Raw genomic sequence first — 25,364 nt, 5'->3', positions numbered from 1 at the left:
GTGTGTCCTCAGATGTGGTAGATATCGATGACCTGATGGATGTAATCGTTTTTCAGCACGACCTTCTTGCGCGTAATCAGCGGCTGTTCGGCGCTGATATCCAGGCGATAGAACGAGGTGCCGAAATACGTATCCGTGGTCTTGTAGCGATGGCTGAGGGTTTGCCAGTTGAAGCGCAGCTCCACGTGCTGACCGTCGTCGGCCAGTACTTCGAGGTTGGTGATCAGGTGTGCAGTGCGCGGCTCCGGTGTGCTGGCGCTGGAACGCTCGGTCTTAATGCGAAATACGCGGTCTTCCAGGCCGTCACGGCTGGGGTAGTAAATCAGCGAGATTTCGCTCTGCGGGTCTTCTACCAGGGTGTCGTGGTCGTCCCACGCAGGCATCCAGTACTCGACCTTGGGTGAGTAGCACTCCAGCCACTCGTCCCACTGGCGGTCATCCAGCAGGCGCGCTTCGCGGTACAGAAAGTCCAGCAGGCGGTCACGGGAAATGCTCATGACAGCACCTCCTTGTCGGTAGCGATCAAGCCTTGCTGCTCCAACTTGATCGCGCGCTGAAGGCTTTGTGCCCAATGAGCGTGCTGGCGTACGAACAGCCCTTCGTCTTCGGTTTTCACGCCGCTGAGTTGCGGGTGCATGCCCATGGCCTTGGCATTCTCATCCGCGCCTTCGACCCACTGTTTCGCGCCGCGGCTGAGGTCATTCCATAAGGTGGTCGCGCCCTGGTAGCCGGTCTGGCAGGCGCGGAACTCTTCAAGGTCATCGGGTGTACCCATGCCGCTGACGTTGAAGAAGTCTTCGTACTGACGGATGCGCGTGGTGCGCTCCTGGGCACTTTCGCCCTTGGGCGCCATGCAATAAATCGTCACCTCGGTCTTGTCGACCGCGATCGGCCGTACGACACGGATCTGCGTGGAGAACTGGTCCATCAAGTAAACATTGGGATAAAGGCACAGGTTGCGGGTTTGATCGACGATAAAGTCGGCGCGTTCCTGGCCCAGGCGTTCGGCCAGCGCTTCGCGGTGAGCATGCACCGGGCGTACTTCGGGGTTGAGCAGGCGCGTCCACAGCAGGATATGCCCGTGTTCGAAGGCATACACGCCGCCGAGGCTTTTCGACCAACCATTGGCATCGACGGTGCGCGTGCCTTCGGCTTCGTAGTTGCGCCGGCCCATGGTCGCCGAGTAATTCCAGTGTACGGAGCTGACGTGATAACCATCGGCGCCGTTCTCGATCTGCAACTTCCAGTTGCCGTCGTAGACATACGACGAACTGCCGCGCAGCACTTCCAGGCCCAGCGGTGCCTGATCGACCATTTGGTCGATAATCACCCGAGTTTCACCCAGATAATCGCTCAGTTCCGCAACCGTTTCACTCAGGCTGCCAAACAGGAAACCTCGATAGTTTTCGAAGCGGCCAAGGCGCTTGAGATCATGGGAGCCGTCACAGTCGAAACTGTCGGGATAGGCGCCGGTCTTGGCGTCCTTAACCTTGAGCAGCTTGCCGGCGTTGCTGAACGTCCAGCCGTGGAATGAGCAGGTAAATGAGCCCTTGTTGCCTTGTTTGCGGCGGCACAACATGGCGCCGCGGTGTGCACAGGCGTTGACTAGGCCGTGCAGCGCGCCTTGTTTGTCGCGGGTGATGACCACGGGCTGGCGGCCGATCCAGGTGGTGAAGTAGTCGTTGATCTCTGGCACCTGGCTTTCATGTGCCAGGTAGACCCAACCCGCTTCAAAAATGTGCTTCATCTCCAGGGCGAATAGGTCAGGGTCGGTGAATATGTCGCGGCGGCAGCGGAAAACCCCGGTAGCGGGATCGTCCTGGACGGATTCGCGCAGTTGTCGGGCAAGTCGGTCGAGTGTGCTGATCATGGGGTAGGCCCTCCGTTGTTCTTGTATCAGGCACCCCCACCTTATGTACTCGTCTTACCCTTCAATATCCGCTGACTGCAAATCGCTATCCGCCTGGCGCAACCGGTTTATCGTTGCCGCTTCCAGGTCTGCGAAGGCAGCTCGCCAAAGCGTTTGCGATAGGACTCGGAGAAACGCCCCAAATGCAGGAAACCGTGATCCAGCGCCACTTCCGTCACGCTGCGAGCCGTGCCCAGTTGCAACATGGCATGCACCCGCTCCAGCTTGCGTTGACGCATATAGTCACGCGGCGATAGGCCGACCTGGCGTTCGAACAAGGTATACAGCGAACGCTCGCTGACCCTGGCGATGGCCATCAGTTGTTCGACGCTGACATCCTCGGTCAGGTGCTCCTCAATAAACTGGCGCACCGCTTCAAAGCCGCCGCGTTGATCCGGCCGGGGAATCACACGCAAGACGTTACTGGCCAGTAATGCCAGCAGTTTATTCGCCACAATGCGCTCATACAGGCCCTGCACTTCGGGCTCTGCGGCATTTTCGGCCTCTTGGCAGATTAACCCCAGCAATGGCAGGAATCCGCCCATCTCGCTGAGCACGTGGCGCGCCGCCGCGAAACGGATGCCCTGTTGCGGCAGCGTCCAGTGCTGCTCAAGGCAGGCGTTTTCCAGCAGGCGCACGGGCAACTTGATGATGAACTTTTCGCAGTCGGCAGAATAGGTCAGGTCCACCGGGTCATCCGGATTGATCAGCAGGATTTCACCCGGTCCTAAAATCTGCTCTTCGCCACGGGAGGTGGAGCGGCAGTGACCGCGCAGCAGAATCTGCAGGTGGTAAATCGTTTCCAGCGCCACTGAGGTTACCCGCACCGGAGCGCCGTAGCTGATGCGGCACAAATCCAGGCTGGAAAAGGTCCGGTGGCTGATGCTCGCCTGTGGGCGCCCCCTGGGTGGCAGGAGGATACAGTGGCTGCCCACATGCTGGTTGACGTAATCCGACACAGCATAGGCATCTGCACGATCAAAAATCTGGCTGCACTCACTCAATAGCACGGTCATGGTTGCGCCTCTTTGGCCCTAGGCTGACGCCAAAACGCCCCCGCAGGCAACAAGTCCTGTTGGGGTATCAAGCCTCCAACGCCCTCACCCGTTCATGACGATTCTCGTCCTTGGCCGCAGCGGTTGGCTGCAATACAAAGTCAAAATCGATATCGGCACGCCGGCCATTGGTATCGTCGCTGAAATGAATCTCGGCGATCAACTCGTCACGAGTGGCATAGGCAAAGTCATCGTGCAGGTACTTGTCCCCGGCCAGGTTGATCTGGGTGGTGAGGTGACGATGGCCGAGCGCCGAGATAAAAAAGTGAATATGCGCCGGACGCTGACCATGACGACCCAGTTGATCGAGCAACTGTTGCGTCGGGCCATTAGGTGGGCAGCCATAGCCGGACGGCACGATGCTCTGGAAGCGGTAGCGCCCTTCAGCATCAGTCTGGATGCGGCGACGCAGGTTGAACTCCGACTGCGAAGGATCGAAGTACGAGTAGGTACCGCCGGTATTGGCGTGCCACACATCGACAATGGCGTTGGCCAACGGCTCGCCATCGGTGTCGCGAACCTGGCCGCGCATATACAGGACAGTGCCAGCGTCCTGACCATCATCCAGGCGGGAGTAGTGCTCGGACAACGGCGCTCCGGCAACATACAGCGGCCCCTCGATGGTGCGTGGCGTACCACCTACATGCCCGGCCTGCTCATCCTCTGCATCCATCAGCAAGTCGAGGTAATGCTCAAGCCCAAGGCCTGCGACGAGCAAGCCGGCTTCCTGGCGGCTGCCCAAGTCATTGAGATAGTTGACGGCCTTCCAGAATTCTTCAGGAGTGATTTGCAGGTCTTCGATGATCTTGATCGTGTCGCTCAACACTCGGTGTACCACAGTCTTCATGCGCTGGCCGCCAGCGGTCTGGTCGAAGCCGGATGCCCTTTCGAAGAACTGCTGTACTTCAGCAGTTTGCGAAATACGGATAGTCATGGCAGTGGTCCTCATCATTATCTTGTTTTTGTTGATGGCAAGAGCTGCCGAAGACAGGGTGTAGGCACAGGCCAGTTTCTTTTCATCGGACTTGAGTTTACTGGCCTTATCTACCGGCATGTCAGTAGGACGCTTAACGGTCATACCATCTGTGCGAGCGGATCGTCGGGGGTCGACAATCTGGGTATCGAAGCGTTCGATGGTGACAGCGACCATGAGACGTTCAGCCTGCATAATAGTTGTTCTTCAGCAGAGATTGACGCTGAGGGCGCAGGCCGTCCAATATTGATTAGGTCTCACTTAATACCCTGGAGGTATCGTGAAACTTCGTCATTTACGCTAATCCCGACGCCCTTGGCAAACACTCAAGAGTCGCCCTAAGCGTTCAGACCAATCCAGCCATGGATGCCCACATAGAGACCGACTCCGATAATCAGCGCGCTGGACAGGTAAGGTGCGCGACGAGCAACGGCGCCCATCCAGGGCCAGCGGTTGGAGGCCTGCCTGGCGCCAATAGCTGCTGCGGCGCCGACGGTTACCAGGGTGAGCGCCAGGCCAATGCTGAAGCACAGGACGAGCACGCCACCCAAGGTGACTTCCTTGACCTGAAGGCAGAGCAGTAGAACGGTAATGGCCGCAGGGCAAGGAATGAGCCCACCCGTCAAGCCAAACATGATGATCTGTCCCGTCGTGACTTCGCGGTTGGCGAAACGCTTGCGGATATCGGTGGCATGGGCACGCTCATGCGCATCCTGATAACCATCAATCGACAGTTCCAAGCCTTCCCGTTCGCCATGGGCGTGCCCGTGATGATGTTCCTGGCATTCCAGGTCGTCATCATGGGAGTGACCGGCATGCTCGCCGTGATGATGATCATCACCTTGCTCGAACTTGAACATCTGCTCACCGCGCCAAGTACGCCACAGCATCCAAAGCGCAATCGCGATGATCAGTGCAGAAGAGGCGAGCTGGAAGTAAGGCTCAGTGGTTTGAGCATCCAGGCCTTTGCCCAGGTACATACCGCCGATGGCAACCAACCAAACCACGGCAGTGTGCGACAGCGTAGCGGCCAGGCCCAATAAAACGGCCTGCTTTACCGAGCCGCGGATGGCCACGATGAAGGCCGCCATCATGGTTTTTGAATGGCCTGGTTCCAGCCCATGCAGAGCACCGAGCAGAATTGCGCTCGGAAAGTACAGCCAGGCGTGCGAGCCACCCTGCTGCAAGATTTCAGCGAAGTTAGGCATATCAGACCTAGAGGTACTTGGTGATTTGCTTGAAGGCTTCTAACGGACCACGCTCGCCAATATTCAGGGCCGAAACGGTGTCCTCCAGACAGTGATCAATGTGATCCTGGATGAGCGTTCGCTTGGCCTGGCACACCGCTTTCTCCACAGCATGCAGCTGCTGAGCAATGTCGACGCACTCACGACCGTCTTCAATCATGGTGATGATGCTGCGCAGGTGACCGTCCGCCCGTTTAAGGCGCTTGATGATCGCCTCGTGGCTCTGGTGGATGTGGCGGTGATTGTGCTCGTGCTCGCTCATGGTTTAGGCCTCAGGCCTCTATGAATTACGCTGGCATCCTATCCCCCCAGGGGGGATATGGTCAAACGTATTGCATTGATGAGAACCCGTCGACATACCCTGCAGGTGATGCGCTGCGCTACTCATCTCCTCGTTCGCCGATTTTCTTGATGGGGCGCCCTCTTCGCTTGCCGCGTCTTTGCATTCCTCACAACAGTCCTTTGTCATCAATACTATTGATAGCTACCTAACGAAAGCCCCATTCTAGAGGGCTTGGTTCGCGCTTATATCATTCCGAATGATAGTTACCTTTGTTTCATTCGATTCGTGAGAGAGCACATCGCCGAGCATGATCCGCCCATCTCAAATACATTGGCGGATGCACCTCATGGAACAGTCACTCAAACATTTGCGCTATCCCCTGGCCATTTTGGCCGTGATGGTGATAAGCGCATGCGGCAAGACCCCTGACCAAGCGGCCGCCATGCCAGCCAGTAAAGTCAGCGTTGCCAAGGTCCTTGAACAGCCCGTCAACGAATGGGACGAGTTCACCGGTCGCCTGGAAGCGCCGGAAACCGTGCAGATTCGTCCTCGGGTTTCCGGCCAGATCGATCAGGTCGCCTTCACCGAAGGTGCCTTGGTCAAGAAAGGCGAGTTGCTGTTCCAAATCGACCCGCGTCCGTTCCAGGCCGAAGTCCGCCGCCTTGAAGCCCAGTTGCAACAAACCCGCGCAGCAGCAAGCCGCAGCGATAACGAAGCCCAGCGCGGCGAGCGCCTGCGTCAGAGCAACGCGATTTCCGCCGAGCTTGCCGACTCCCGTACCTCCGCTGCCCAGGAAGCCCGCGCTGCTGTCGCTGGCATTCAGGCGCAACTGGACCTGGCCAAGCTGAACCTGAGCTTCACCCGCGTCACCTCGCCCATCAGCGGCCGTGTCAGCCGTGCCGACATCACTGCCGGCAACCTGGTGACCGCTGATGTCACTTCGCTTACCAGCGTGGTGTCTACCGACAAGGTCTACGCCTACTTCGACGCCGATGAACGCGTGTACCTCAAGTACACCGAGCTGGCCCGCCAGGGCCGCCGTGGCGCCACCACCCCGGTATACCTGGGCCTGTCCAATGAAGACGGCAACCCGCATCTGGGCCAGATGAATTTTGTCGACAATCAGGTCAACCCGGCGACCGGCACCATTCGGGGTCGAGCAGTCTTTGATAACACCGACGGGCGCTTCACCCCAGGCCTGTACGCACGCCTGAAACTGGTAGGCAGCGGCACCTACTCTGCCGTACTGATCAACGACGAAGCAGTCGGTACCGACCTGGGCAAGAAGTTCGTGCTGGTGATGGATGCCGACAACAAGTCGTCGTACCGCGCCGTGGAGCTGGGCCCGAAGATCGAAGGCTTGCGCATCGTGCGCAGCGGCCTGAACAAGGACGACACCATTATCGTCAAGGGCCTGCAGCGGGTTCGCCCGGGATCGCCGGTCGCCCCGGAAACCATCCCGATGGCCAGCAAGGAAACCCTCGCCGCATTGGCACAACAACGACAAGCGCTTGAAGCCAGCAACCTGGAGCAAGTGACGCCGGATAAATCCGCGCCCAAGCTCGCAAGCGTCGCGACTCCACGCGGTTAAGGGATAACACTCAAGATGAATTTTTCCCAGTTCTTCATTTCGCGGCCGATCTTCGCAGCGGTGCTCTCGCTGTTGATCCTGATCGCCGGGTCGATTTCACTGTTCCAATTGCCGATCAGTGAATACCCGGAAGTGGTGCCGCCGACCGTAGTGGTACGCGCCAACTTCCCGGGCGCCAACCCGAAAGTCATCGGTGAAACCGTTGCCGCGCCGCTGGAACAAGCCATTACCGGCGTCGAGAACATGCTGTACATGTCCTCGCAGTCGACGGCCGACGGCAAGATTACCCTGACCATCACCTTCGCCCTCGGAACCGACCTGGATAATGCCCAGGTCCAGGTCCAGAACCGCGTCACCCGGACCCAGCCCAAGCTGCCCGAAGAAGTGACCCGGATCGGTATCACCGTGGACAAGGCTTCCCCCGACCTGACCATGGTTGTGCACTTGACCTCGCCGGACAAGCGCTACGACATGCTCTACCTGTCCAACTACGCCTTGCTCAATATCAAGGATGAGTTGGCGCGCCTGGGCGGTGTCGGTGACGTGCAATTGTTCGGCATGGGCGACTACTCCCTGCGGGTATGGCTCGATCCGAACAAGACCGCTTCGCGTAATTTGACGGCCACCGATGTGGTCACCGCGATCCGCGAGCAGAACCGTCAAGTGGCCGCCGGTGCCCTCGGCACGCCGCCTGCGCCGAATGCCACCAGCTTCCAGTTGTCGGTCAACACTCAGGGCCGCCTGGTTACTGAGGAAGAGTTCGAGAACATCATCATTCGCGCAGGCGATAACGGTGAAATCACCCGTTTGAAAGACATCGCACGTGTGGAGCTGGGTTCCAGCCAATACGCTCTGCGTTCGTTGCTCAATAACCAACCGGCGGTGGCGATCCCGATCTTCCAGCGACCGGGCTCCAACGCTATCGAGATCTCCAACGAAGTGCGCGACAAGATGGCGCAGCTTAAACAAAGCTTCCCCGAAGGCATGGACTTCAGCATCGTCTATGACCCAACCATCTTCGTGCGTGGCTCCATCGAGGCTGTGGTGCACACCCTGTTCGAAGCGCTGATCCTTGTGGTGCTGGTGGTGATCCTGTTCCTGCAGACCTGGCGCGCCTCGATCATCCCGCTGGTGGCGGTGCCGGTATCCTTGATCGGTACCTTTGCGGTCATGCACCTGTTTGGCTTCTCCCTCAACGCGCTGTCGCTGTTCGGGTTGGTATTGGCCATCGGTATCGTGGTGGACGACGCCATCGTGGTGGTGGAGAACGTCGAGCGAAACATCGGCCTGGGGCTTAGCCCAGTGGAGGCCACCAAGCGCGCCATGCGTGAAGTGACCGGCCCGATTATCGCCACGGCACTGGTGCTGTGTGCGGTGTTTATCCCGGCGGCCTTTATCAGCGGTTTGACCGGGCAGTTCTATAAGCAGTTCGCCTTGACCATTGCCATCTCGACAGTGATCTCAGCCTTCAACTCGCTGACCTTGTCCCCTGCCCTGGCCGCCGTGTTGCTGCGCAGCCATGACGCACCGAAAGATCGCTTCTCGAAAATCCTCGACGGGATCTTCGGTAGCTGGCTGTTCCGTCCTTTCAACCGCTTCTTCGACCGCGCAAGCGGTGGCTACGTCCGCACCGTGGGCCGGGTTATCCGTGGCAGCGGCATTGCGTTGTTCCTGTATGCCGGTCTCATGGTGCTGACCTGGTTCGGTTTTGCCCACACCCCGACTGGCTTCGTCCCGGCTCAGGACAAGCAATACCTGGTGGCCTTCGCCCAGTTGCCGGACGCTTCCAGCCTGGACCGCACCGAAGACGTGATCAAGCGCATGTCCGACATCGCCCTGAAACAGCCTGGCGTGGAAAGCGCCGTGGCGTTCCCTGGCCTGTCGATCAATGGTTTCACCAACAGCTCCAACAGCGGCATCGTCTTCGTGACCTTGAAGCCGTTCGATGAGCGCAAGGATGCAAGCATGTCAGCCGGTGCAATTGCTGGCGCGTTGAATGGCAAGTACAGCGACATCCAGGAAGCCTACATGGCGATCTTCCCACCGCCGCCGGTACAGGGCCTGGGCACCATCGGCGGGTTCCGCCTGCAAGTCGAAGACCGTGGCAACCTGGGCTATGAAGAACTGTACAAAGAAGTGCAGAACATCATCACCAAGAGCCAGACCACACCGGAACTGGCCGGGCTGTTCACCAGCTACACCGTCAACGTGCCGCAAGTCAATGCCGCTATCGACCGGGAGAAGGCCAAGACCCACGGCGTGGCAATCAGCGACATCTTCGACACCCTGCAGATCTACCTGGGTTCGCTGTATGCCAACGACTTCAACCGCTTTGGCCGTACCTATCAGGTCAACGTACAGGCTGAGCAGCAGTTCCGCCTCGACGAAGAGCAGATCGGCCAACTGAAAGTGCGCAACAACAAAGGCGAGATGATTCCCCTGGCGACCTTTATCAAGGTCAGCGACACCTCGGGCCCGGACCGCGTGATGCACTACAACGGCTTCATCACGGCTGAAATCAACGGCAACGCCGCACCCGGCTACAGCTCGGGCCAGGCCCAGATCGCGATTGAGAAACTGTTGAACGAGGAACTGCCCAACGGCATGACCTACGAGTGGACGGACCTGACGTATCAGCAAATTCTCTCGGGCAATACCGCGCTGTTCGTGTTCCCGCTCTGCGTACTGCTGGCGTTCCTGGTACTGGCCGCTCAATACGAAAGCTGGAGCCTGCCACTGGCGGTGATTCTGATCGTCCCGATGACCCTGCTGTCGGCCATCACCGGGGTGATTCTCTCTGGCGGCGACAACAACATCTTTACCCAGATCGGCTTGATCGTACTGGTGGGGCTTGCCTGTAAAAACGCGATTCTGATCGTCGAATTTGCCAAGGATAAACAGGAGGAAGGCCTCGATCCGCTCGCTGCGGTGCTGGAAGCTTGCCGCCTGCGTCTGCGGCCGATCCTGATGACCTCGTTCGCCTTCATCATGGGTGTGGTGCCCCTGGTGTTCTCCAGCGGTGCCGGTGCCGAGATGCGTCATGCCATGGGTGTGGCGGTGTTCTCCGGGATGATCGGCGTGACCTTCTTCGGCCTGTTGCTGACACCCGTGTTCTACGTATTGATCCGGCGCTTTGTCGAGCGCGGCGAAGCCCGCAAAGCGGCCAAGGCCTTGAAGCTGGAGACACAGCAATGAGCGTGAAAGTCTTCCTGCCGAGCTTGCTGGTACTGGCGCTGAGCGCCTGTGCCGTGGGCCCGGACTATAAAACCCAGAGCCTGGAGGCGGCCAATATCACGGCCGCCACCGACGCTAAACAATACGACCACGCACGTTTCGAAGGGATCTGGTGGCAGCAGTTCGAGGACCCGATCCTCAACCAACTGGTGACCCAGTCCCTGAGCGGCAACCGTGATCTGCGCGTAGCGTTTGCCCGTCTGCGGGCAGCCCGTGCGATTCGTGATGACGCCAGCAACGACGCCATGCCGACGATCACCAGCCGCGTCAGCAGCGATTTGGCCAAGGGGCAGATTCCTGGCCAAACCACCCAGCGCGTCAACAGTGAACGCTACGACCTGGGCCTGGACATGGCCTGGGAACTGGACCTGTTCGGCCGCATCCAGCGCAACCTGCAAGCCAGCGATGCCGACCAGCAGGCCGCCGAAGCCGACCTCTATCAACTGCAAGTCACCATGATTGCCGAACTAGTGGACGCCTACGGTCAACTGCGGGGCGCGCAACTGCGCGAGAAAATAGCCCTGGCCAACCTGAAGAACCAGCAGGATTCGCGCACCATCACCGAAAGCCTGCGGGACGCCGGTGTCGGCGATCAGCTCGACGTGGTGCGTGCCGATGCGCGCTTGGCCGCCGTTGAAGCCAGCGTGCCGCAATTGCAGGCCGAACAAGTGCGCGAGCGGAACCGCATCGCCACCCTCCTCGGCCAGCGTCCAGACAAACTGAGCGTAGACCTGAGTCCGGCCAGCCTGCCGGCGATTGCCAAGGCCTTGCCGATTGGCGATCCGGGGCAACTGCTGCAGCGGCGCCCGGACATTCTCAGCGCCGAACGTAAACTGGCCGCCGCCACCGCGCGGATCGGCGTGGCCAAGGCCGACTTATTCCCTCGGGTCAGCCTCAGCGGCTTCCTGGGCTTTACCGCCGGCCGTGGATCGCAGATCGGCTCGTCAGCGGCCAATGCCTGGGCGCTGGGCCCGAGCATTACCTGGGCGGCCTTTGACCTGGGCAGCGTGCGCGCCCGTTTGCGCGGGGCGGGTGCTGAAGCCGATGGCGCCCTGGCGACCTACGAGCAGCAAGTGCTGCTGGCCCTGGAAGAGTCGGAAAACGCCTTCAGCGATTACGGCAAGCGCCAGCAGCGCCTGGTTTCGTTGATTCGTCAGAGTGAGTCCAGCCGCGCCGCCGCGGATCTTGCCGAAATTCGCTACCGCGAAGGCACCGTGGACTTCCTGGTGCTGCTGGACGCCCAGCGTGAACGCCTGGCCGCCGAAGACTCCCAGGCCCAAGCCGAAGTCGACCTGTATCGCGGCATCGTCGCGATCTACAAAGCGCTGGGCGGTGGTTGGCAGCCGGACACCACGGTCGCCAGCATTCGCTGAGTAAAGAGCTCCTTTGGTTGGTCGCATCCAGCCAATTTTTAGCCCCGTGCCCCATTCGGTCACGGGGCTTTTTTTGCGCCCAAAGTAAGCACCTGCACCGGCGTTTCATCGGCGAGGATCAGCGTGCACGAAAACCGTGGCAGCAAGGCATCGACGTTTTTGGCCCTTCTAACGTCATCTTCATACATCCCCCTTTGATCTTCGAGAAAGTCCGGGCACCGTACCGATTACTCATTAACAAGACCTTGCACGGCATCGGCCGCACTGAAGATAGCGCCCGTCGAATTCACGGTTGTCCGATAAGTGTCCGCCTGGTCCAGTGGCAAATAGCGACGTTCCAGGCAGGCCAGCTTTTCTTCAGCGGCCCAGGCCTTTTGCAGTGAAGCATTGGGAGCATGCCCCGGCTTATGCCCGAAGCTGGCACTGATCACCTGCACAAGAAAACCCTTGAGTTTCTGTGGGGTGCTCCGCGTATCCTCATATGAAGATGACGCGTTGTCTTGTAAAGGATCCAGTGGCATTGCGGCACTCTTCAACATGGAAAAAGTGCAGCCAGCTTAAGGATGGCTCCGTTGGCCCCTACAGAGGGAAAATCTCAAGCAAGCCCCGCTTGACGATCAGCGTATGTACGAAAACTCTTCAACTGACCTCGTTGAGGATCAGGCTGCGGTAATGCCCAGGATTGGAGCCCGACCACTTGCGAAAGGCCTTGTAGAACGAACTGGTATCAGCAAAGCCCAGGCGGCTGGCAATCTCGGCGAAGCTGATATGAGGCTCGGCCAACCAGATAACGGCCAGCTCCTTGCGCACACTGTCCTTGAGGCCTTGGTAGGTCAGGCCTTCTTCCGCCAGGCGACGGCGCAGTGTCGAGGCCGACATGCACAAGGTGTTGGCCAGGCTCTCGGTCTCCGGCCAGTCCTGGGGCGGCATCTGGCGCAGGTCATTCTTGATCCGGGTAGCGAGGCTGTCGGGGTCTCGGTACTTGACCAGGATGTTGGCTGGCGCCTGCGCCAGGAACCGCTTGAGTTCTTCCGGGCTGCGTTTGATCGGCAGGTCGAGGCAGTCGGCGGAAAAAATCATCCGGGTGCGTGGCCGGTCAAAGCGCAGGTTGTCGGAAAACATCACCTGATAGTCGCCACAAAAGGCCGGTTGCGAACAGCGCAGCTCAATGGCAAGAATCGGAATGCGCCGACCGGCAAGCCAGCAGGCGACTCCGTGGACGATCATCCAGTAGGCGAAATAGGTAAACGCCCGCTTGGGCTCAGGTTCGGGCTCCAGCAGGACTATTTCTGCCAGGCTTTGCTGGCGCACCAATTGCGCAGGCATGTGCTCAAGCATCAATGAGAGAAAGCCCAGGCCGGTTTCCAGGCCGGCGGCCAGGGTCGGTTGTGCCATGGAGGCACGACAGAAAAACGCCAGGCTGCCGGACCTAAGCTTGCGCGGGTCCATACCGAAAAACTCGTCATCCCGTCGCCGCGCCAGCAAACGCCACAGCCGTGCATAAGCCGTCGCCGGAACGCGGGCACCCGGTTGTGCCAGCAGCGCCGGGGCAATCCCGACCTTGTTCAGCACTTCATGGGTAGCGGCACCCGGCGCGCAGCTCTGCAACAACGCTTCGCGGACCAGATGGATGGAGATGGTGTCTTTTTCCGACATGGGAAGTGTGATGACCGGTTGTGCAGAAGATGTCGCGCATCATAGTGGGGGTTGCGCTTCGTCACCACCGTTCAGCTGCCGTTCAGCAAATGGCAATTTTTCCTGTTTAGCAATGAGTATCATTATGTTACAACTTAGCCTCCTATCTAATTACGCTTCGGTGCTGAATGCTCGTTCCATTTCTAATCATGCTGCGCGAAGGGATTGAAGCGGCATTGATCGTTGGCATCATCGCTAGTTACCTGAAACAGACCGGCCGCGGCCAATGGATGCCTGCGGTGTGGATCGGTGTATTTCTCGCCGCAGCCCTGGCGCTGCTGGTAGGCGGTGGCCTGGAACTGGTCAGCGCGGAATTCCCGCAAAAACAGCAAGAGCTGTTCGAAGGCATTGTCGGCCTGGTGGCCGTTGGCATTCTCAGTTCCATGGTGTTCTGGATGCGCAAGGTAGCGCGCTCCATCAAGCATTCCCTGCACCAATCCCTGGATCACGCCCTGGCCGGCTCCAAACACCAGGTCACGGCGCTGATCGCCATGGTGTTTTTCGCCGTGGCCCGTGAAGGCCTGGAAACTGTGTTCTTCCTGCTGGCGGTGTTCCAACAAAGCGAAGGCCCGGCGGCGCCCATGGGTGCCCTGCTCGGCCTGATCCTGGCGATCATCGTCGGATTCCTGATCTATTCGGGCAGCATGCGCCTGAATCTCGGCGCGTTCTTTCGCTGGACCGGCTTATTCATCCTGGTGGTGGCCGCCGGCATCCTGGCCAACTCGGTACAAGCCCTGCACGAAGCTGGCGCCTGGAACCGCCTGCAAACCGTGCTGTTCGATTTCAGCGCCACGCTGCCGATGGATGGCCCGCTGGGTTCGGTACTGGCGGGGATGTTTGGCTATCAGGATGCGCCCACCATCAGCACCCTCGGCGCCTACCTGATTTACCTGGTGGTGGCCTTGGTGATGTTCTTCCTGCCGGCGGCTCCCAGCAAACCGATCGCCCGCAATACCTCTTCCGCTTCCAGCCAATAAGGACCGCCTCTTGTCCAGCCAATCCCCTCAACCGGCTTCGCCTCCCCGTGCCCTGCGCTGGGCGGTGGCCGGCTCGGTGATCGTGATGATCGCCGCCGGCGGCCTGTTCTACTACGCCTCGAAAATGGCCGCCGCCAAGCGCCAGACCAACCACGATGAAATCGCCGTGACCATTCACGCCCACAGTTGCGAGCCCAATGCCCTGACCGTACCGGCGGGCCACGCCAGTTTTCGCATCATCAACCGCTCGGACCGGGCGGTGGAATGGGAAATTCTCGACGGCGTGCTGGTGGTCGAAGAACGCGAAAATATCGCCCCCGGCCTGAGCCAGGTGATCAACGCTAACCTGGCGCCCGGCGACTACGTCATCACCTGCGGTCTGCAGAGCAACCCACGCGGCACCCTGCATGTGACGCCGACCGCCGAGTCGGACGCACAAGCCAAGGCCAAGCCATCAATGGTGGCGTTTATTGGCCCACTGTCGGAATTTCGCGTGTACCTGAGCAGCCAGGGCGGCGCGCTGATCAAGGCGGTCACCGCACTTGAGCAGGCCATCGCAGCCGGCGAACTGAGCCAGGCCCGGGCGCTTTACGTGCCGGCACGTGAGGCTTATCAGCGTCTCGCCCCGGCCTCGCAACGCCTGGCGGAGCTGGATAACGTCATCAACGCCCGCGCCGATTACTTTGAAAAACGTGAGCAGGACCCGGCCTTCAGCGGCTTCCACCGCCTTGAGTACGGCCTGTTCCAGCAGCGCAACCTCGACGGCCTGACACCGATTGCCCAGCGCCTGCTGACCGATGTCACCCGCCTCAAGCAACAGTTGCTCGCCCAATCGCTGCCACCGGAACAACTGGTGAGCATCCTGGTGCGCAACCTCAATAGTCTGGCGGATGTGCGTGCAGCCAGCGGTGAGGAAGAGCGCTACAGCCATAACGACCTCAATGGTTTTGCCGCCAACCTGGAGGTCACGCGCAAGGTAGTGGGCCTGATGCGTCCACTGCTGACCAAGTCGGCTGCCAACCTGCTGCCGGGTATCGACAGCGCCATCAACGCCCTCGACGCCCAGCTCAGTAGTTTGAAAGTCGGTAATAGCTACAGCACATACGACAGCGTCACCGTCGATCAGCGCAAGCAGATCGCCGATAAGGCCAAGGCTCTGGCCGTTGCACTCGATGGAATCGACCCCGCCCTTGGCCTTTCTGGCCTGCAGTGAGATGACTGAAAGCATGAGTGATTCAGAACAATTTTCAGCCCAGCGTCGTCGTGTCTTGCTAGGCATGGCTGCCACAGGCGCGGCAATTGCCGGCAGCAACCTCAGTTGCCCGGCGATGGCCGCCAGCGCGGCACAAGTCACCACCGCGCCGAGCAGTGAAAAGACCCAGGACCGTCACGATTTTCATGGCCAGCATCAAACAGGCATCGTCACCCCGCGCCCGGCCTGCGGCATGCTGGTGTCCTTTGATGTACTGGCCAGCGATCGTGAAGATCTGGAACGGCTGCTGCGCACGCTGAACGAGCGCATCAGCTTCCTGATGACCGGCGGCACCGTGCCGCAAGTCGACCCGAAACTGCCGCCCACCGATTCCGGAATTCTCGGCCCCGTGGTAACGCCAGACAACCTGACCATCACCGTGTCCGTCGGCGAGTCGCTGTTTGATGAGCGCTTCGCACTGGCCAGCGCCAAGCCCAAACGCCTGAGCCGCATGGTCGGTTTCCCCAACGACGCCCTGGAACCCGCCCAGTGCCACGGTGACCTGAGCCTGCAGTTCAGCTCCAACACCCCCGACACCAATATTCACGCCCTGCGTGACATCGTGAAAAACCTGCCAGACCTGCTGCTAGTGCGCTGGAAGCAGGAAGGCAGCGTGCCGCCCCAGGCCCCTGCTCACCCAGGCGAGCCGGCGCAAAGTGCGCGCAACTTCCTCGGCTTTCGTGATGGTTCGGCCAACCCCGACTCCAACGACAACACGACCATGGACCAGATTGTCTGGGTCCAACCGGGCAGTGACGAACCGGCCTGGGCCGCCAATGGCAGCTACCAGGCGGTGCGGATCATTCGCAACTTCGTCGAGCGCTGGGACCGCACGCCCCTGCAGGAGCAAGAAAGCATCATCGGCCGGATCAAGCCCAGCGGCGCGCCCATGGACGGCCACACCGAAACCCAGGTACCCAATTACACCAAGGACCCCGAAGGCAAGTTGACCAAGCTCGATGCCCATATCCGCCTGGCCAACCCGCGCACCCACAAGACTCAGGCCAACCTGATCCTGCGTCGGCCGTTCAACTACTCCAACGGCGTCAACAAAAATGGTCAGCTGGACATGGGGCTGTTGTTTATCTGCTACCAGGCTGACCTGGAGAAAGGCTTTATCAGCGTGCAAACAAGGCTTAACGGCGAGCCTCTGGAGGAATACCTGAAACCGGTAGGTGGCGGTTATTTCTTCACCTTGCCGGGGGCCACCGGGCCGCAGGATTTCATCGGTCGCACGCTGCTGGCTGCCACGCATCCTCAAACCACTGCCAACACTTGAAACCAACCCCACAGCGGAAAATCTTCCCATGAAAAAGTCGTCCCTGGCATTGTCGTTGTTGTTGACCCTCTCTGTGCCGGCGGCCTTTGCCGCTACGGCACCGCTGGACCTGGTGGGCCCGGTCTCGGACTACAAAATCTACGTCACTGACAAGATCGATGAGCTGGTCACCCAGACCCAGGTGTTCACCGACGCCGTCAAGAAAGGCGACCTGGCCACGGCCAAGAAGCTCTATGCACCAACCCGCGTTCACTATGAGTCCATCGAGCCGATCGCAGAACTGTTCAGCGACCTCGACGCTGCCATCGATTCGCGGGTCGACGACCACGAAAAAGGCGTGAAGGCCGATGACTTCACCGGTTTCCATCGCATCGAATACACACTGTTCTCCGAGAACACCACCCAAGGCCTGGATGCGCTGACTGACGGCTTGAACAAGGACGTCAAAGACCTGCAGACCCGCGTCGCCGGCCTGACCTTCCCTCCGGAAAAAGTCGTCGGCGGCGCCGCCGCACTGCTCGAAGAAGTCGCCGCCACCAAGATCTCCGGTGAAGAGGACCGCTACAGCCACACCGACCTGTATGACTTCCAGGGCAACATCGACGGCGCGAAAAAAATCGTCGACCTATTCCGTGGGCAGATCGAGAAACAGGACAAGGCCTTCATGGCCAAGGTCGACAAGAACTTCGCCACCGTCGACCAGATCCTGGCCAAATACAAAACCGCCGATGGCGGCTTTGAGACCTACGACAAGGTCAAGGAAAACGACCGCAAGGCGCTGGTGGGACCGGTCAATACCCTGGCGGAAGACCTGTCGACCTTGCGGGGCAAACTGGGTTTGAACTGACTTCAACTCACTGCTTGCTGGCCGGCTGCACGGCAATCGGCCTGAGCCCTACAGTATCCGATACAACAATCGCTCAATCCGTACCCGGCTGACCCGACGCAGAAACTTGCTGACAGCCTCCGGGTACTCCACCAGGGTTTGCAGTTGCTGGTAGCGCTCGATTCGCGAGGTGTGCCGGAAAATTTCCGTCAACTCAGTACGACGTGGCACCAGCCATTCGCCCTGTGGATCATCGATCAGCAAGGCATTTTCCAGATCCAGACGGAATGCCCGTGGATTGAGGTTATTGCCAGTGAGCAAGGTGTAGCGCTGGTCGATCCACATGCCCTTGAGGTGATAGGTGTTATCACCGTCATGCCACAGGTGCAGATTCAGCTGGCCAGTATCGATCATCCTCTGATGGCGCTTGGCAAAACGCCGCAGGCTGATTTCATAGAGGTACGGCAGCGCGGCAATCACCTTAAACGGCTCGCTCGGCGGGATGTAGAAGTCGTTGGCGGTTTTGTCGCCAACGATGATGTCGATCTTTACCCCACGGGCCAGGGCGCGGTTGATTTCCCGAGTTACCGCCAGGGGCAGGTTGAAATACGGGGTGCAAATGGTCAGTTGATGCTGGGCACTGGCAATCAGCTCGCAGATCACCCGGCTCAGGGGGTTGTTCTTGCCAACGCCAAGCAGCGGGCTGACTGACAGGTTGCCGTTTGGCACTGCGCCGGTAGTGGTGTCATAGGTCGCGTGTTTCAAGCGGCTGCGCAAGTCGCCAATGTCATTGCGCAAGCTGCGGGTGCTGGGCAAGTCCGGCAGGTCCAGGCGGTGCACAGCTTTTGACGCAATCAGCCCGTGCTCTACCAGGTGCTGCATCGAATCGGCCAGGGCCTTGTTGTGAATCAGGTGATAGCGATCGAAGCGGTACTTGTCGAACTTGTGCAGGTACACATTGTTGAGGCTAGCACCGCTGTACAGCACGCTGTCATCGATCACAAAACCCTTGAGGTGCAACACGCCAAACAGTTCACGGGTTTGCACCGGTACGCCGTATACCGGCACCTGGCTTTCGTGGGACTGGGTCATGGCCTGGTACCAGGCGCTGTTGCCCGGCTGCTTGCCGGCACCGATCAGGCCGCGCTGCGCCCGCAACCAGTCGACCACCAACACGATATCCAGCTCGGGCCGGGCAGCCTTGGCGGCATGCAGGGCGTCGAATACTTCCTGGCCGGCCTCATCCTGTTGCAGGTACAACGCGACGATGTAGATGCGCTGGGTGGCCTGGGCGATTTTTTCCAGCAGGCACCGACGAAACTCGGCGGCACCGGACAGCACCTCGATGGCGTCGGTAGTGAGGGGGAAACCGCGCAGCTTGGGCAACAGGGAGCGTTTGAAGAACGACGGCATAGGGCTCGCAATGGGTCGAATCCGAATAGCCCACGAGCTTACACCATGGGGGGGCTCAGGTCTGCCCATCCACGGGCAGAAATAACCTCTTGACCAAGAAGAACGATCGTTCTACTTTATGGATCATGAACGATATGACCAGCAATGAAACCCGCGACATCATCCTCGACGTCACCGAAAAATTAATCTACCGAAGTGGCATCGCAGCCACCGGCATGGAGCTTCTGGTGAAAACCGCCGGCGTCTCCAGGAAAAGTATCTATCGCTACTTTGCCAACAAGGATGAGCTGGTCATCGCCGCCTTGCAGCGCCGCGATGAGCGCTGGATGCAATGGCTGCGCGGTGAAGTTGAGCGTACCGAAAACACAGGCGAGCGCTTGCTGGCGGTGTTCAGCGCCCTCAAGGCCTGGTTCGGCTGCGGAGACTTTCGCGGCTGCGCCTTCATCAATACCAGCGGCGAAACCGGCGATGCACAAGACCCGGTGCGCCTGCTGGCCAAGGCCCACAAACAGAAACTGTTCGAGTACCTTCTTGAACTGTGTAAAGCACATGGCATCCGCGACCCAAAACGACAGGCAGCGCAGCTGTTGATCCTCATCGATGGCGCCATTACCGTTGCCCTGGTCATGGGCGATTCAACAGCCGCTGATAATGCGCAATGCATGGCGCGAACCTTATTGGCACTTTGAATGCTATTGATCCACGCAACGTCGGTTTGAACCTAGACTTTCTTCAGGAGCAATCACATGTCATCCGATGCTGAAGTGCGCCCACCATTGCCGCCATTCACCCGCGAATCAGCGATTGAGAAGATCCGCCTGGCCGAAGACGGCTGGAACTCCAGGGACCCACAGCGGGTATCCCTGGCCTATACCCTGGACACCCAATGGCGCAACCGAGCCGAATTCGCCAAGACTCGCGAAGAGGCCAAGGGGTTCCTCACGCGTAAGTGGGCCAGGGAGTTGAATTATCGGCTGATCAAGGAGCTGTGGGCGTTCACCGATAACCGCATCGCCGTGCGTTATGCCTACGAATGGCACGATGATTCCGGCAACTGGTTCCGCTCCTACGGCAACGAGAACTGGGAATTTGACCATAACGGCCTGATGTCCAACCGCCACGCCTGCATCAACGACATGCCAATCAAGGAACGCGAGCGCAAGTTCCATTGGCCGTTGGGCAGGCGCCCGGATGATCATCCGGGATTGTCGGAGCTCGGCCTGTAGGTGGCGTGGCCGCAAGTTTCAAGCTTGCGGCTCAATCCTGGTTCAGTCCAACCCGATACAGCACACCGTCATCCTCATCCGTCAGGACATACAAAAAGCCATCCGGTCCCTGCCGCACGTCCCGTATGCGCGCTTTCAAATCCCCCAGCAAGCGTTCTTCATGCACCACCTTGTCGCCATCGAACTGCAAGCGAATCAACTCCTGGCTGGCCAATGTGCCGATAAACAGATTGTGCTGCCAAGCCTTGAAGCGGTCGGCGTCATAGAACGCCATGCCGCTGATGGCCGGTGATTTCTCCCACACATGATGAGGCGCGACGGTGCCTTCGGCTGTCTTGCCCTTGGCTTCGGGAATGGGCAGCAAGGAATAGTTGATGCCATGGGTCGCCAACGGCCAACCGTAGTTCTTGCCCCGTTCGATGATGTTGATTTCATCACCACCGCGAGGGCCGTGCTCGTTTTCCCACAGCGTGCCGCTCCACGGATTAAGGGCGGCGCCTTGAGGATTACGCTGCCCATAGGACCAGATTTCGGGCCTGGCACCTTCCTGGCCAACAAACGGGTTATCGTCCGGCACACGCCCGTCGGGGAAGATTCGTACGACCTTGCCCTGCAACTTGTCCAGGTCCTGGGCCGTAGGACGGTCGTTGTTTTCCCCAAGGGTTACGAACAGATAGCCATCGCGATCAAACACTAGCCGCGAACCGAAGTGATTGCCGGTGGACAGCTTGGGTTCCTGGCGAAGGATGACCTGGAAGTCCTTCAACCCACTCAGGTCGTCGGCCAGGCGCCCGCGCCCTACAGCAGTGCCAGCGGTGCCACCCTTGCCGCCGCCTTCGGCATAGGACAGGTAGACCATCCGATCCTGCTTGAAGTCCGGCGACAGCACTACATCCAGCAAACCGCCCTGCCCTTTGGCCCATACTTGCGGTACACCACTCAAGGGCGCCGACAACTTGCCGTCTGCGCTGATAAAACGCAGGTGACCGGGCCGTTCGGTGACCAGGAAGCCCTGCTTATCTGGCAGGAACGCCACCGCCCACGGATGGTCCAGGCCTTTGACAATAGGGGTAGCAGTGACACTGCCCTGCTCGCTGGGAAACTGCTGGGTATCGGCAGCGAAAACAGGAAACATCAGAGGCAACAAGGCGCTGGCGCAGAACGTCGCTAAAAGGGTTTTGCGTAGAAACATACCGTGGGGTTCCTTTTTCGGTTCACACACTCAAGGCTGGCGATTGCCATTGGCGTCACGGGTCGGCGCCTGCGGTTGGATTGCAGGACGAGTGGGCGCGGCATCGCGCTGTGGGTAACGGTTACCGATCCCGCCATTTTCCAGGGTCGGTGGCCGAGGCACCGGAGTGACGTTGGTTCCACGAATGGCGGGGGAATTGGGCTGGGTGCCCTGCATGCTGTTGGGATTGGCCCGATGAATGGGGCTGTTGTAGGGATTGTTGTTGCCAGGCAGATTTTGCGCCTGTACCAGCGAGGTCAGCGCGAGGCCCAACGCCAGTACTGCAAGGTTGCGCACATGGGTGTTCATGACAAAGCCTCTCTGTGGCGAGGAATACCTGCTTTCGATAACACGCTACGCCCAGGGTTCGGCTTTGGTAACTAAATAGTTTCTCTTCAGGTGTAACACGACTTTTCTGACAGGTGATCTCAGACCAGAAGAAAAATCGCTGCCAGACCGGCAAAGATCGCCCACTTTTCCAGGTAGTAGCGGGTGCGATTACGCTTTTTCAGCTCTTTGCCCCGCAAGCGGATCTTGTACAGTCGAGTAAAGGCACGGTTCAAACCACCGGTCTTGTCACCGGCTTCATTGGGCGAACCGGCCGCCGCCATGACATTGCGACTGAACCAACGGTTGAACGCCGCGGCCCAGCGGTATTTCATCGGCCGTTCGATATCGCAGAACAAAATGATGCGGTTCTGTTGCGTGGTGTTTTGCGCATAGTGGATGTAGGTCTCGTCGAACATCACCGGCTCACCGTCACGCCAGTAGTAGCTTTCACCGTCAACGTCGATGTAGCAGCCCGGGTCGTTGGGCGTATCGAGGCCTAAATGGTAGCGATAGGAACCCGCATACGGGTCTCGATGGCGCACCAGCTTGGAGCCCGGTGGTAACTCGGCAAACATCGCGGCCTTGATCGAACTGATGCCTTGCACCAACTCGGTAGTGCGCGGGCACAACTTCATGGCGGACGGATGACTGTCGCCGTACCACTTTAGGTAGAAACGTTTCCAGCCCGACTTGAAGAACGAGTTGAAACCCACGTCGTCGTATTGGTCCGAGCGCTTAATCTCCCCTGCCCGCATCAGGTTCTGGCCTTCCTGGCGAATTTCTTCCCAATGCTCCTGAAGCGGGCTCAGGTCAGGAAAATCACTGGGCGACAGATAGGGCCGGCTGGGCAATTTGGAGAACAGGTAGAGAAAGCAATTAATCGGAGCCAGGAAGGTCGAGTGATCGCTTAATTGGCGGCCCAGCGTATGCCGCACCCGGCCACGCAGGTGTACATACGCAATGGAGACAACGTAGAGAGCAACAATGATGAGTTTCAAGGGAATTCGTCACAAGTCAGAAGAGAACCGGCTGCTCCTGCGTGCCCACGACGGCCGAGGATTAAATAAGCAGCTCCTGAAATCACAATTCGGCAAACAGGCAATACGGCAGGCTCGGTGACAATCCTGACCATGACCATTGGCTGTTATTTTAGCCATAGACTGTAACCAAAGGTTAACTATGAATTGTGAAAAGGTGCGCAGCAACTGTGATCGAAGGAAGTTCTGCGAAGGTGAGCTAGCCGGTATCGCGCCGGGCTGCGAGGCAGCAGCCCGGGATCTTCACGCCGACCCTATGGGCGGCGCGAGTTGATCAGCTCAGAGGCTCATCATCCTTGCGCTCACGGCGGGAAAAACGATGATCATCCAACGGCGAGTACGGTACCGCTTCCCGGCGCATCAGGATGAAATGACGAATCAGTGCAACCATGATCCCCAGCACCAAGCCGGCCACCAGGCTCAGGGCCACCACCAGGATTTTCTTCGGTTTGATCGGGCTTAGCGGCTCTTGGGCGCGACGGTCGATCGTCACCAGTTTCAAGCTGCTCATATCGATGTTCAGGCTTCGCAAGCGCGCCACTTCGGCACGCAAGGGCTCAACATCCTGCAGGAAGATATCTTCATTCCCACGCTTATTCAGCACCTCAACCTGGCGGTTGACCTCCAGCAATTGCAGCTCCTTGCCAATTTCGGCAACGCGGCTGTTGGTGAAGTCGTCGCTGGTGCGTTGTTGCAACGCGGTGCGTTCGGCCTCAAGGGCATCGGTACCCATGAAGTACAGCGGAATCCGCTGATTGTTGACCTCGGTACGCATGACCTGACTTGAGCCACTGCGCCCCGCATCAGCCATGGACGACGGCGTCGTCGGGCTTTTGATGCCCATGGACTTGGCAATCGAGATCGCCTCGGCCAGCTCCGCCAGGCGATTGGAGCGTTCCATTTTCATCTGCAGACGCAATGCGCCGAGTTCGTCTTCCAGCTGCGCCCGCTTGAGCTTGTCGCCCTCCAGCAGCTTGGCGATTTTCGACGCCTTGTCGGTTTCGTAATTGGAGCGAGCGGCGTCAATCTTGCCTTTGAGTTCAGTGAGGCGATTGTTGACGATCACTTTAAGATCGGCGCCAACTTGCTCACGCTCAGCGGCAACTGCGTAGTCGACAAACCCGTTGAGAATCGCCACCCCGTCAATATCAGTGGGGTACTGCAACTCCAGGCGGATATAGCTGCTCAGAGAATCGGATTTTTTCGGATCGGGCAAAATCAGCTTGATAGAGTCGCGATTAAACGCCTCGAAACTCTGCTCAAGGCTCTGCCCCGGCCGCTGAAATTCCTTGAACAAGGCTTGGTTAGCCTTGAAAAAGCTCAAACGAGCCTCGTAGGAATCCAGTTGCGTACCTACTTTGGCCAGCGCATCCGCAGGCGGCAACTTATAGACTTCAGAACGGTTTAGCGCGTCCAGTTCGTTGATCGCCGCCGGGCGCAGAACGCTGCTGACCTGATATTCCCGTGGCGCCAAGAATGCGTAGCCAACTCCCACAAGCCCCGCGAAAAGCGTACAGCCAATAACCAGTTTCTTTTGCCGCCAGATAGAGTGAAACAGTTCAAACAAATCAATTTCGTCCGATGCAGCATGAGTTTGGAGCTGGGGAGTTTTATTCAAAATTGTTACACCCTAAAAAGTGGACACGCAACGCCCAAAACACGCTAGATCTTTATAACCGACTGAAAAAACAGGGACAACGCCCTGAACACCGGACATACGCAGTCGCGCCGACGGGTCATCCGACCCTCCCTTCATAGAAAAAATTCCAGGCCCGTGAAGATTTTTTCCTTTTAGACATACAAATGTCATACCCGAGATTCATGAGCGTAGACGACAAGCAGCGGAGCATTTTGCTTAACGTATGTCAAAATCGTGTCAAATGTCCGCCAATAAAGGAAAAAACCCCATCCAACACTCATTTTTGAGCGCTTTCTCAAAAATTTGCTTCATCGCTGTTGAATTCCCCCGCAACTAACGGCTCATAAAAAAGGAATTTTGCATGTCATCCCCCTCAAGCCAGCCTTCCCACGGCGCCAGCCACCATGACCAATTGGCTCTCCAGGGAGAATGGGAACAGACCGCACTGGAAGACAGCGGCGTGATCAACCCGGTAGATGAACACAGCGCTCCCGGCGCCCTGACTACCATCAGTGGCGATCAATTTCGGGTCGTTACCCTTGGCGGCGAGGTGTTACTGGCAGGCAGCTTTACCCTCGACGCCTGTACGACGCCCAAGACCATCATCTGGGTGGACTCAATGGGCGCCGATGCGGGCAAGCAATTGCTGGCGAGTTATCGATTGGAGGGGGATCACTTTGTGTTTATTGCCGCCGATGAGGGCATGCCAAGGCCGACGTATTTCAGCACCGAGCGGGGGCAAACCATGCGCACCTTCGTACGTAAATAGTGAGGGGATCGGGCATCCGTTCTTG

General features: G+C 58.8%; 23 protein-coding genes. 10 read left to right on the top strand and 13 right to left on the bottom strand.

Features of this window, described 5'->3' with window-relative positions; genetic code table 11:
• Nucleotides 1-8 precede the first annotated feature (8 nt).
• The 6 genes from benB to ACZRJ6_RS15060 form a co-directional block, all read right to left on the bottom strand.
• Nucleotides 9-497 (bottom strand): benzoate 1,2-dioxygenase small subunit, encoded by a 489-nt coding sequence (benB, locus tag ACZRJ6_RS15085; protein WP_463968533.1) that lies wholly within the window; start codon nucleotides 495-497, stop codon nucleotides 9-11.
• Nucleotides 494-1,870: an SRPBCC family protein gene (locus ACZRJ6_RS15080; protein WP_463968534.1), complete on the bottom strand. Its 1,377-nt coding sequence runs from the start codon at nucleotides 1,868-1,870 to the stop codon at nucleotides 494-496. Before ACZRJ6_RS15080 ends, benB begins: the two co-directional genes overlap by 4 nt.
• A gap of 107 nt (nucleotides 1,871-1,977) precedes the next feature.
• Nucleotides 1,978-2,925: an AraC family transcriptional regulator gene (locus ACZRJ6_RS15075; protein WP_463968535.1), complete on the bottom strand. Its 948-nt coding sequence runs from the start codon at nucleotides 2,923-2,925 to the stop codon at nucleotides 1,978-1,980.
• A 67-nt stretch (nucleotides 2,926-2,992) separates the two neighbouring features.
• Nucleotides 2,993-3,898, bottom strand: coding sequence for a catechol 1,2-dioxygenase (gene catA, locus ACZRJ6_RS15070; protein WP_463968536.1), 906 nt, complete (start codon nucleotides 3,896-3,898; stop codon nucleotides 2,993-2,995).
• A 377-nt stretch (nucleotides 3,899-4,275) separates the two neighbouring features.
• Nucleotides 4,276-5,145 (bottom strand): nickel/cobalt efflux protein RcnA, encoded by an 870-nt coding sequence (locus ACZRJ6_RS15065; protein ID WP_463968537.1) that lies wholly within the window; start codon nucleotides 5,143-5,145, stop codon nucleotides 4,276-4,278.
• Between the two features lie 7 nt (nucleotides 5,146-5,152).
• Nucleotides 5,153-5,446 (bottom strand): metal-sensing transcriptional repressor, encoded by a 294-nt coding sequence (locus ACZRJ6_RS15060; protein WP_463968538.1) that lies wholly within the window; start codon nucleotides 5,444-5,446, stop codon nucleotides 5,153-5,155.
• Between the two features lie 367 nt (nucleotides 5,447-5,813).
• On the opposite strand from ACZRJ6_RS15060, the gene mexE reads away from it, so the two are divergent.
• The 3 genes from mexE to ACZRJ6_RS15045 are packed head-to-tail and all read left to right on the top strand — an operon-like array spanning nucleotide 5,814 to nucleotide 11,665.
• Nucleotides 5,814-7,058 carry a multidrug efflux RND transporter periplasmic adaptor subunit MexE gene (gene mexE, locus ACZRJ6_RS15055; protein ID WP_463968539.1) on the top strand — a complete coding sequence of 415 codons (1,245 nt, stop codon included), beginning with the start codon at nucleotides 5,814-5,816 and terminating at the stop codon, nucleotides 7,056-7,058.
• Nucleotides 7,059-7,073: 15 nt separating this feature from the next.
• Entirely contained in the window at nucleotides 7,074-10,253 is a 3,180-nt protein-coding gene (locus ACZRJ6_RS15050) for an efflux RND transporter permease subunit (RefSeq protein WP_463968540.1), read from the top strand.
• Nucleotides 10,250-11,665, top strand: coding sequence for an efflux transporter outer membrane subunit (locus ACZRJ6_RS15045; RefSeq protein ID WP_463968541.1), 1,416 nt, complete (start codon nucleotides 10,250-10,252; stop codon nucleotides 11,663-11,665). Before ACZRJ6_RS15050 ends, ACZRJ6_RS15045 begins: the two co-directional genes overlap by 4 nt.
• 227 nt (nucleotides 11,666-11,892) lie before the next feature.
• Here the strand turns inward: ACZRJ6_RS15045 and ACZRJ6_RS15040 are convergent, their stop codons facing one another.
• Nucleotides 11,893-12,186, bottom strand: a complete 294-nt coding sequence (locus ACZRJ6_RS15040; RefSeq protein WP_463968542.1) for a hypothetical protein — start codon at nucleotides 12,184-12,186, stop codon at nucleotides 11,893-11,895.
• Between the two features lie 118 nt (nucleotides 12,187-12,304).
• Nucleotides 12,305-13,321 carry an AraC family transcriptional regulator gene (locus ACZRJ6_RS15035; RefSeq protein WP_463968543.1) on the bottom strand — a complete coding sequence of 339 codons (1,017 nt, stop codon included), beginning with the start codon at nucleotides 13,319-13,321 and terminating at the stop codon, nucleotides 12,305-12,307.
• Nucleotides 13,322-13,488: 167 nt separating this feature from the next.
• On the opposite strand from ACZRJ6_RS15035, the gene efeU reads away from it, so the two are divergent.
• The 4 genes from efeU to efeO (ACZRJ6_RS15015) are packed head-to-tail and all read left to right on the top strand — an operon-like array spanning nucleotide 13,489 to nucleotide 17,715.
• Nucleotides 13,489-14,337, top strand: a complete 849-nt coding sequence (gene efeU / locus ACZRJ6_RS15030; RefSeq protein WP_463968544.1) for an iron uptake transporter permease EfeU — start codon at nucleotides 13,489-13,491, stop codon at nucleotides 14,335-14,337.
• 10 nt (nucleotides 14,338-14,347) lie between these two features.
• Entirely contained in the window at nucleotides 14,348-15,550 is a 1,203-nt protein-coding gene (gene efeO / locus ACZRJ6_RS15025; RefSeq protein ID WP_463968545.1) for an iron uptake system protein EfeO, read from the top strand.
• A gap of 13 nt (nucleotides 15,551-15,563) precedes the next feature.
• A complete protein-coding gene (gene efeB / locus ACZRJ6_RS15020) occupies nucleotides 15,564-16,868 on the top strand; it encodes an iron uptake transporter deferrochelatase/peroxidase subunit (RefSeq protein ID WP_463968546.1) in 1,305 nt (434 codons plus the stop codon).
• A 28-nt stretch (nucleotides 16,869-16,896) separates the two neighbouring features.
• Complete coding sequence (gene efeO, locus ACZRJ6_RS15015; protein WP_463968547.1) at nucleotides 16,897-17,715, top strand: iron uptake system protein EfeO; 819 nt, start codon at nucleotides 16,897-16,899, stop codon at nucleotides 17,713-17,715.
• Between the two features lie 48 nt (nucleotides 17,716-17,763).
• On the opposite strand, the gene pssA is transcribed toward efeO (ACZRJ6_RS15015), so the two are convergent.
• Nucleotides 17,764-19,107: a CDP-diacylglycerol--serine O-phosphatidyltransferase gene (gene pssA / locus ACZRJ6_RS15010; protein ID WP_463968548.1), complete on the bottom strand. Its 1,344-nt coding sequence runs from the start codon at nucleotides 19,105-19,107 to the stop codon at nucleotides 17,764-17,766.
• Nucleotides 19,108-19,232: 125 nt separating this feature from the next.
• Between pssA and ACZRJ6_RS15005 the strand changes: the two genes are divergently transcribed.
• Nucleotides 19,233-19,796 (top strand): TetR/AcrR family transcriptional regulator, encoded by a 564-nt coding sequence (locus tag ACZRJ6_RS15005; protein ID WP_463968869.1) that lies wholly within the window; start codon nucleotides 19,233-19,235, stop codon nucleotides 19,794-19,796.
• A gap of 57 nt (nucleotides 19,797-19,853) precedes the next feature.
• The gene (locus ACZRJ6_RS15000; protein ID WP_463968549.1) at nucleotides 19,854-20,333 is read left to right on the top strand and encodes a nuclear transport factor 2 family protein; all 480 of its coding nucleotides are present in this window, start codon (nucleotides 19,854-19,856) and stop codon (nucleotides 20,331-20,333) included.
• A 31-nt stretch (nucleotides 20,334-20,364) separates the two neighbouring features.
• On the opposite strand, the gene ACZRJ6_RS14995 is transcribed toward ACZRJ6_RS15000, so the two are convergent.
• From ACZRJ6_RS14995 to ACZRJ6_RS14980, 4 genes are all read right to left on the bottom strand, one after another.
• Entirely contained in the window at nucleotides 20,365-21,525 is a 1,161-nt protein-coding gene (locus ACZRJ6_RS14995; RefSeq protein WP_463968550.1) for a PQQ-dependent sugar dehydrogenase, read from the bottom strand.
• Nucleotides 21,526-21,555: 30 nt separating this feature from the next.
• On the bottom strand, nucleotides 21,556-21,873 hold the full coding sequence (locus ACZRJ6_RS14990) for a hypothetical protein (RefSeq protein ID WP_463968551.1): 318 nt from the start codon (nucleotides 21,871-21,873) through the stop codon (nucleotides 21,556-21,558).
• A gap of 119 nt (nucleotides 21,874-21,992) precedes the next feature.
• On the bottom strand, nucleotides 21,993-22,892 hold the full coding sequence (gene lpxO, locus ACZRJ6_RS14985; RefSeq protein ID WP_463968552.1) for a lipid A hydroxylase LpxO: 900 nt from the start codon (nucleotides 22,890-22,892) through the stop codon (nucleotides 21,993-21,995).
• A gap of 313 nt (nucleotides 22,893-23,205) precedes the next feature.
• Entirely contained in the window at nucleotides 23,206-24,549 is a 1,344-nt protein-coding gene (locus ACZRJ6_RS14980) for an LPS O-antigen chain length determinant protein WzzB (RefSeq protein ID WP_463968553.1), read from the bottom strand.
• Nucleotides 24,550-24,931: 382 nt separating this feature from the next.
• Between ACZRJ6_RS14980 and ACZRJ6_RS14975 the strand changes: the two genes are divergently transcribed.
• Nucleotides 24,932-25,339: a TIGR03067 domain-containing protein gene (locus ACZRJ6_RS14975; RefSeq protein WP_463968554.1), complete on the top strand. Its 408-nt coding sequence runs from the start codon at nucleotides 24,932-24,934 to the stop codon at nucleotides 25,337-25,339.
• The last annotated feature ends 25 nt before the right edge of the window (nucleotides 25,340-25,364 follow it).

Source organism: Pseudomonas sp. C321 (genome assembly GCF_055407105.1).
The sequence above is the reverse complement of the archived record's forward strand: the minus strand, read 5'-3'. Positions and strand labels throughout refer to the sequence as shown.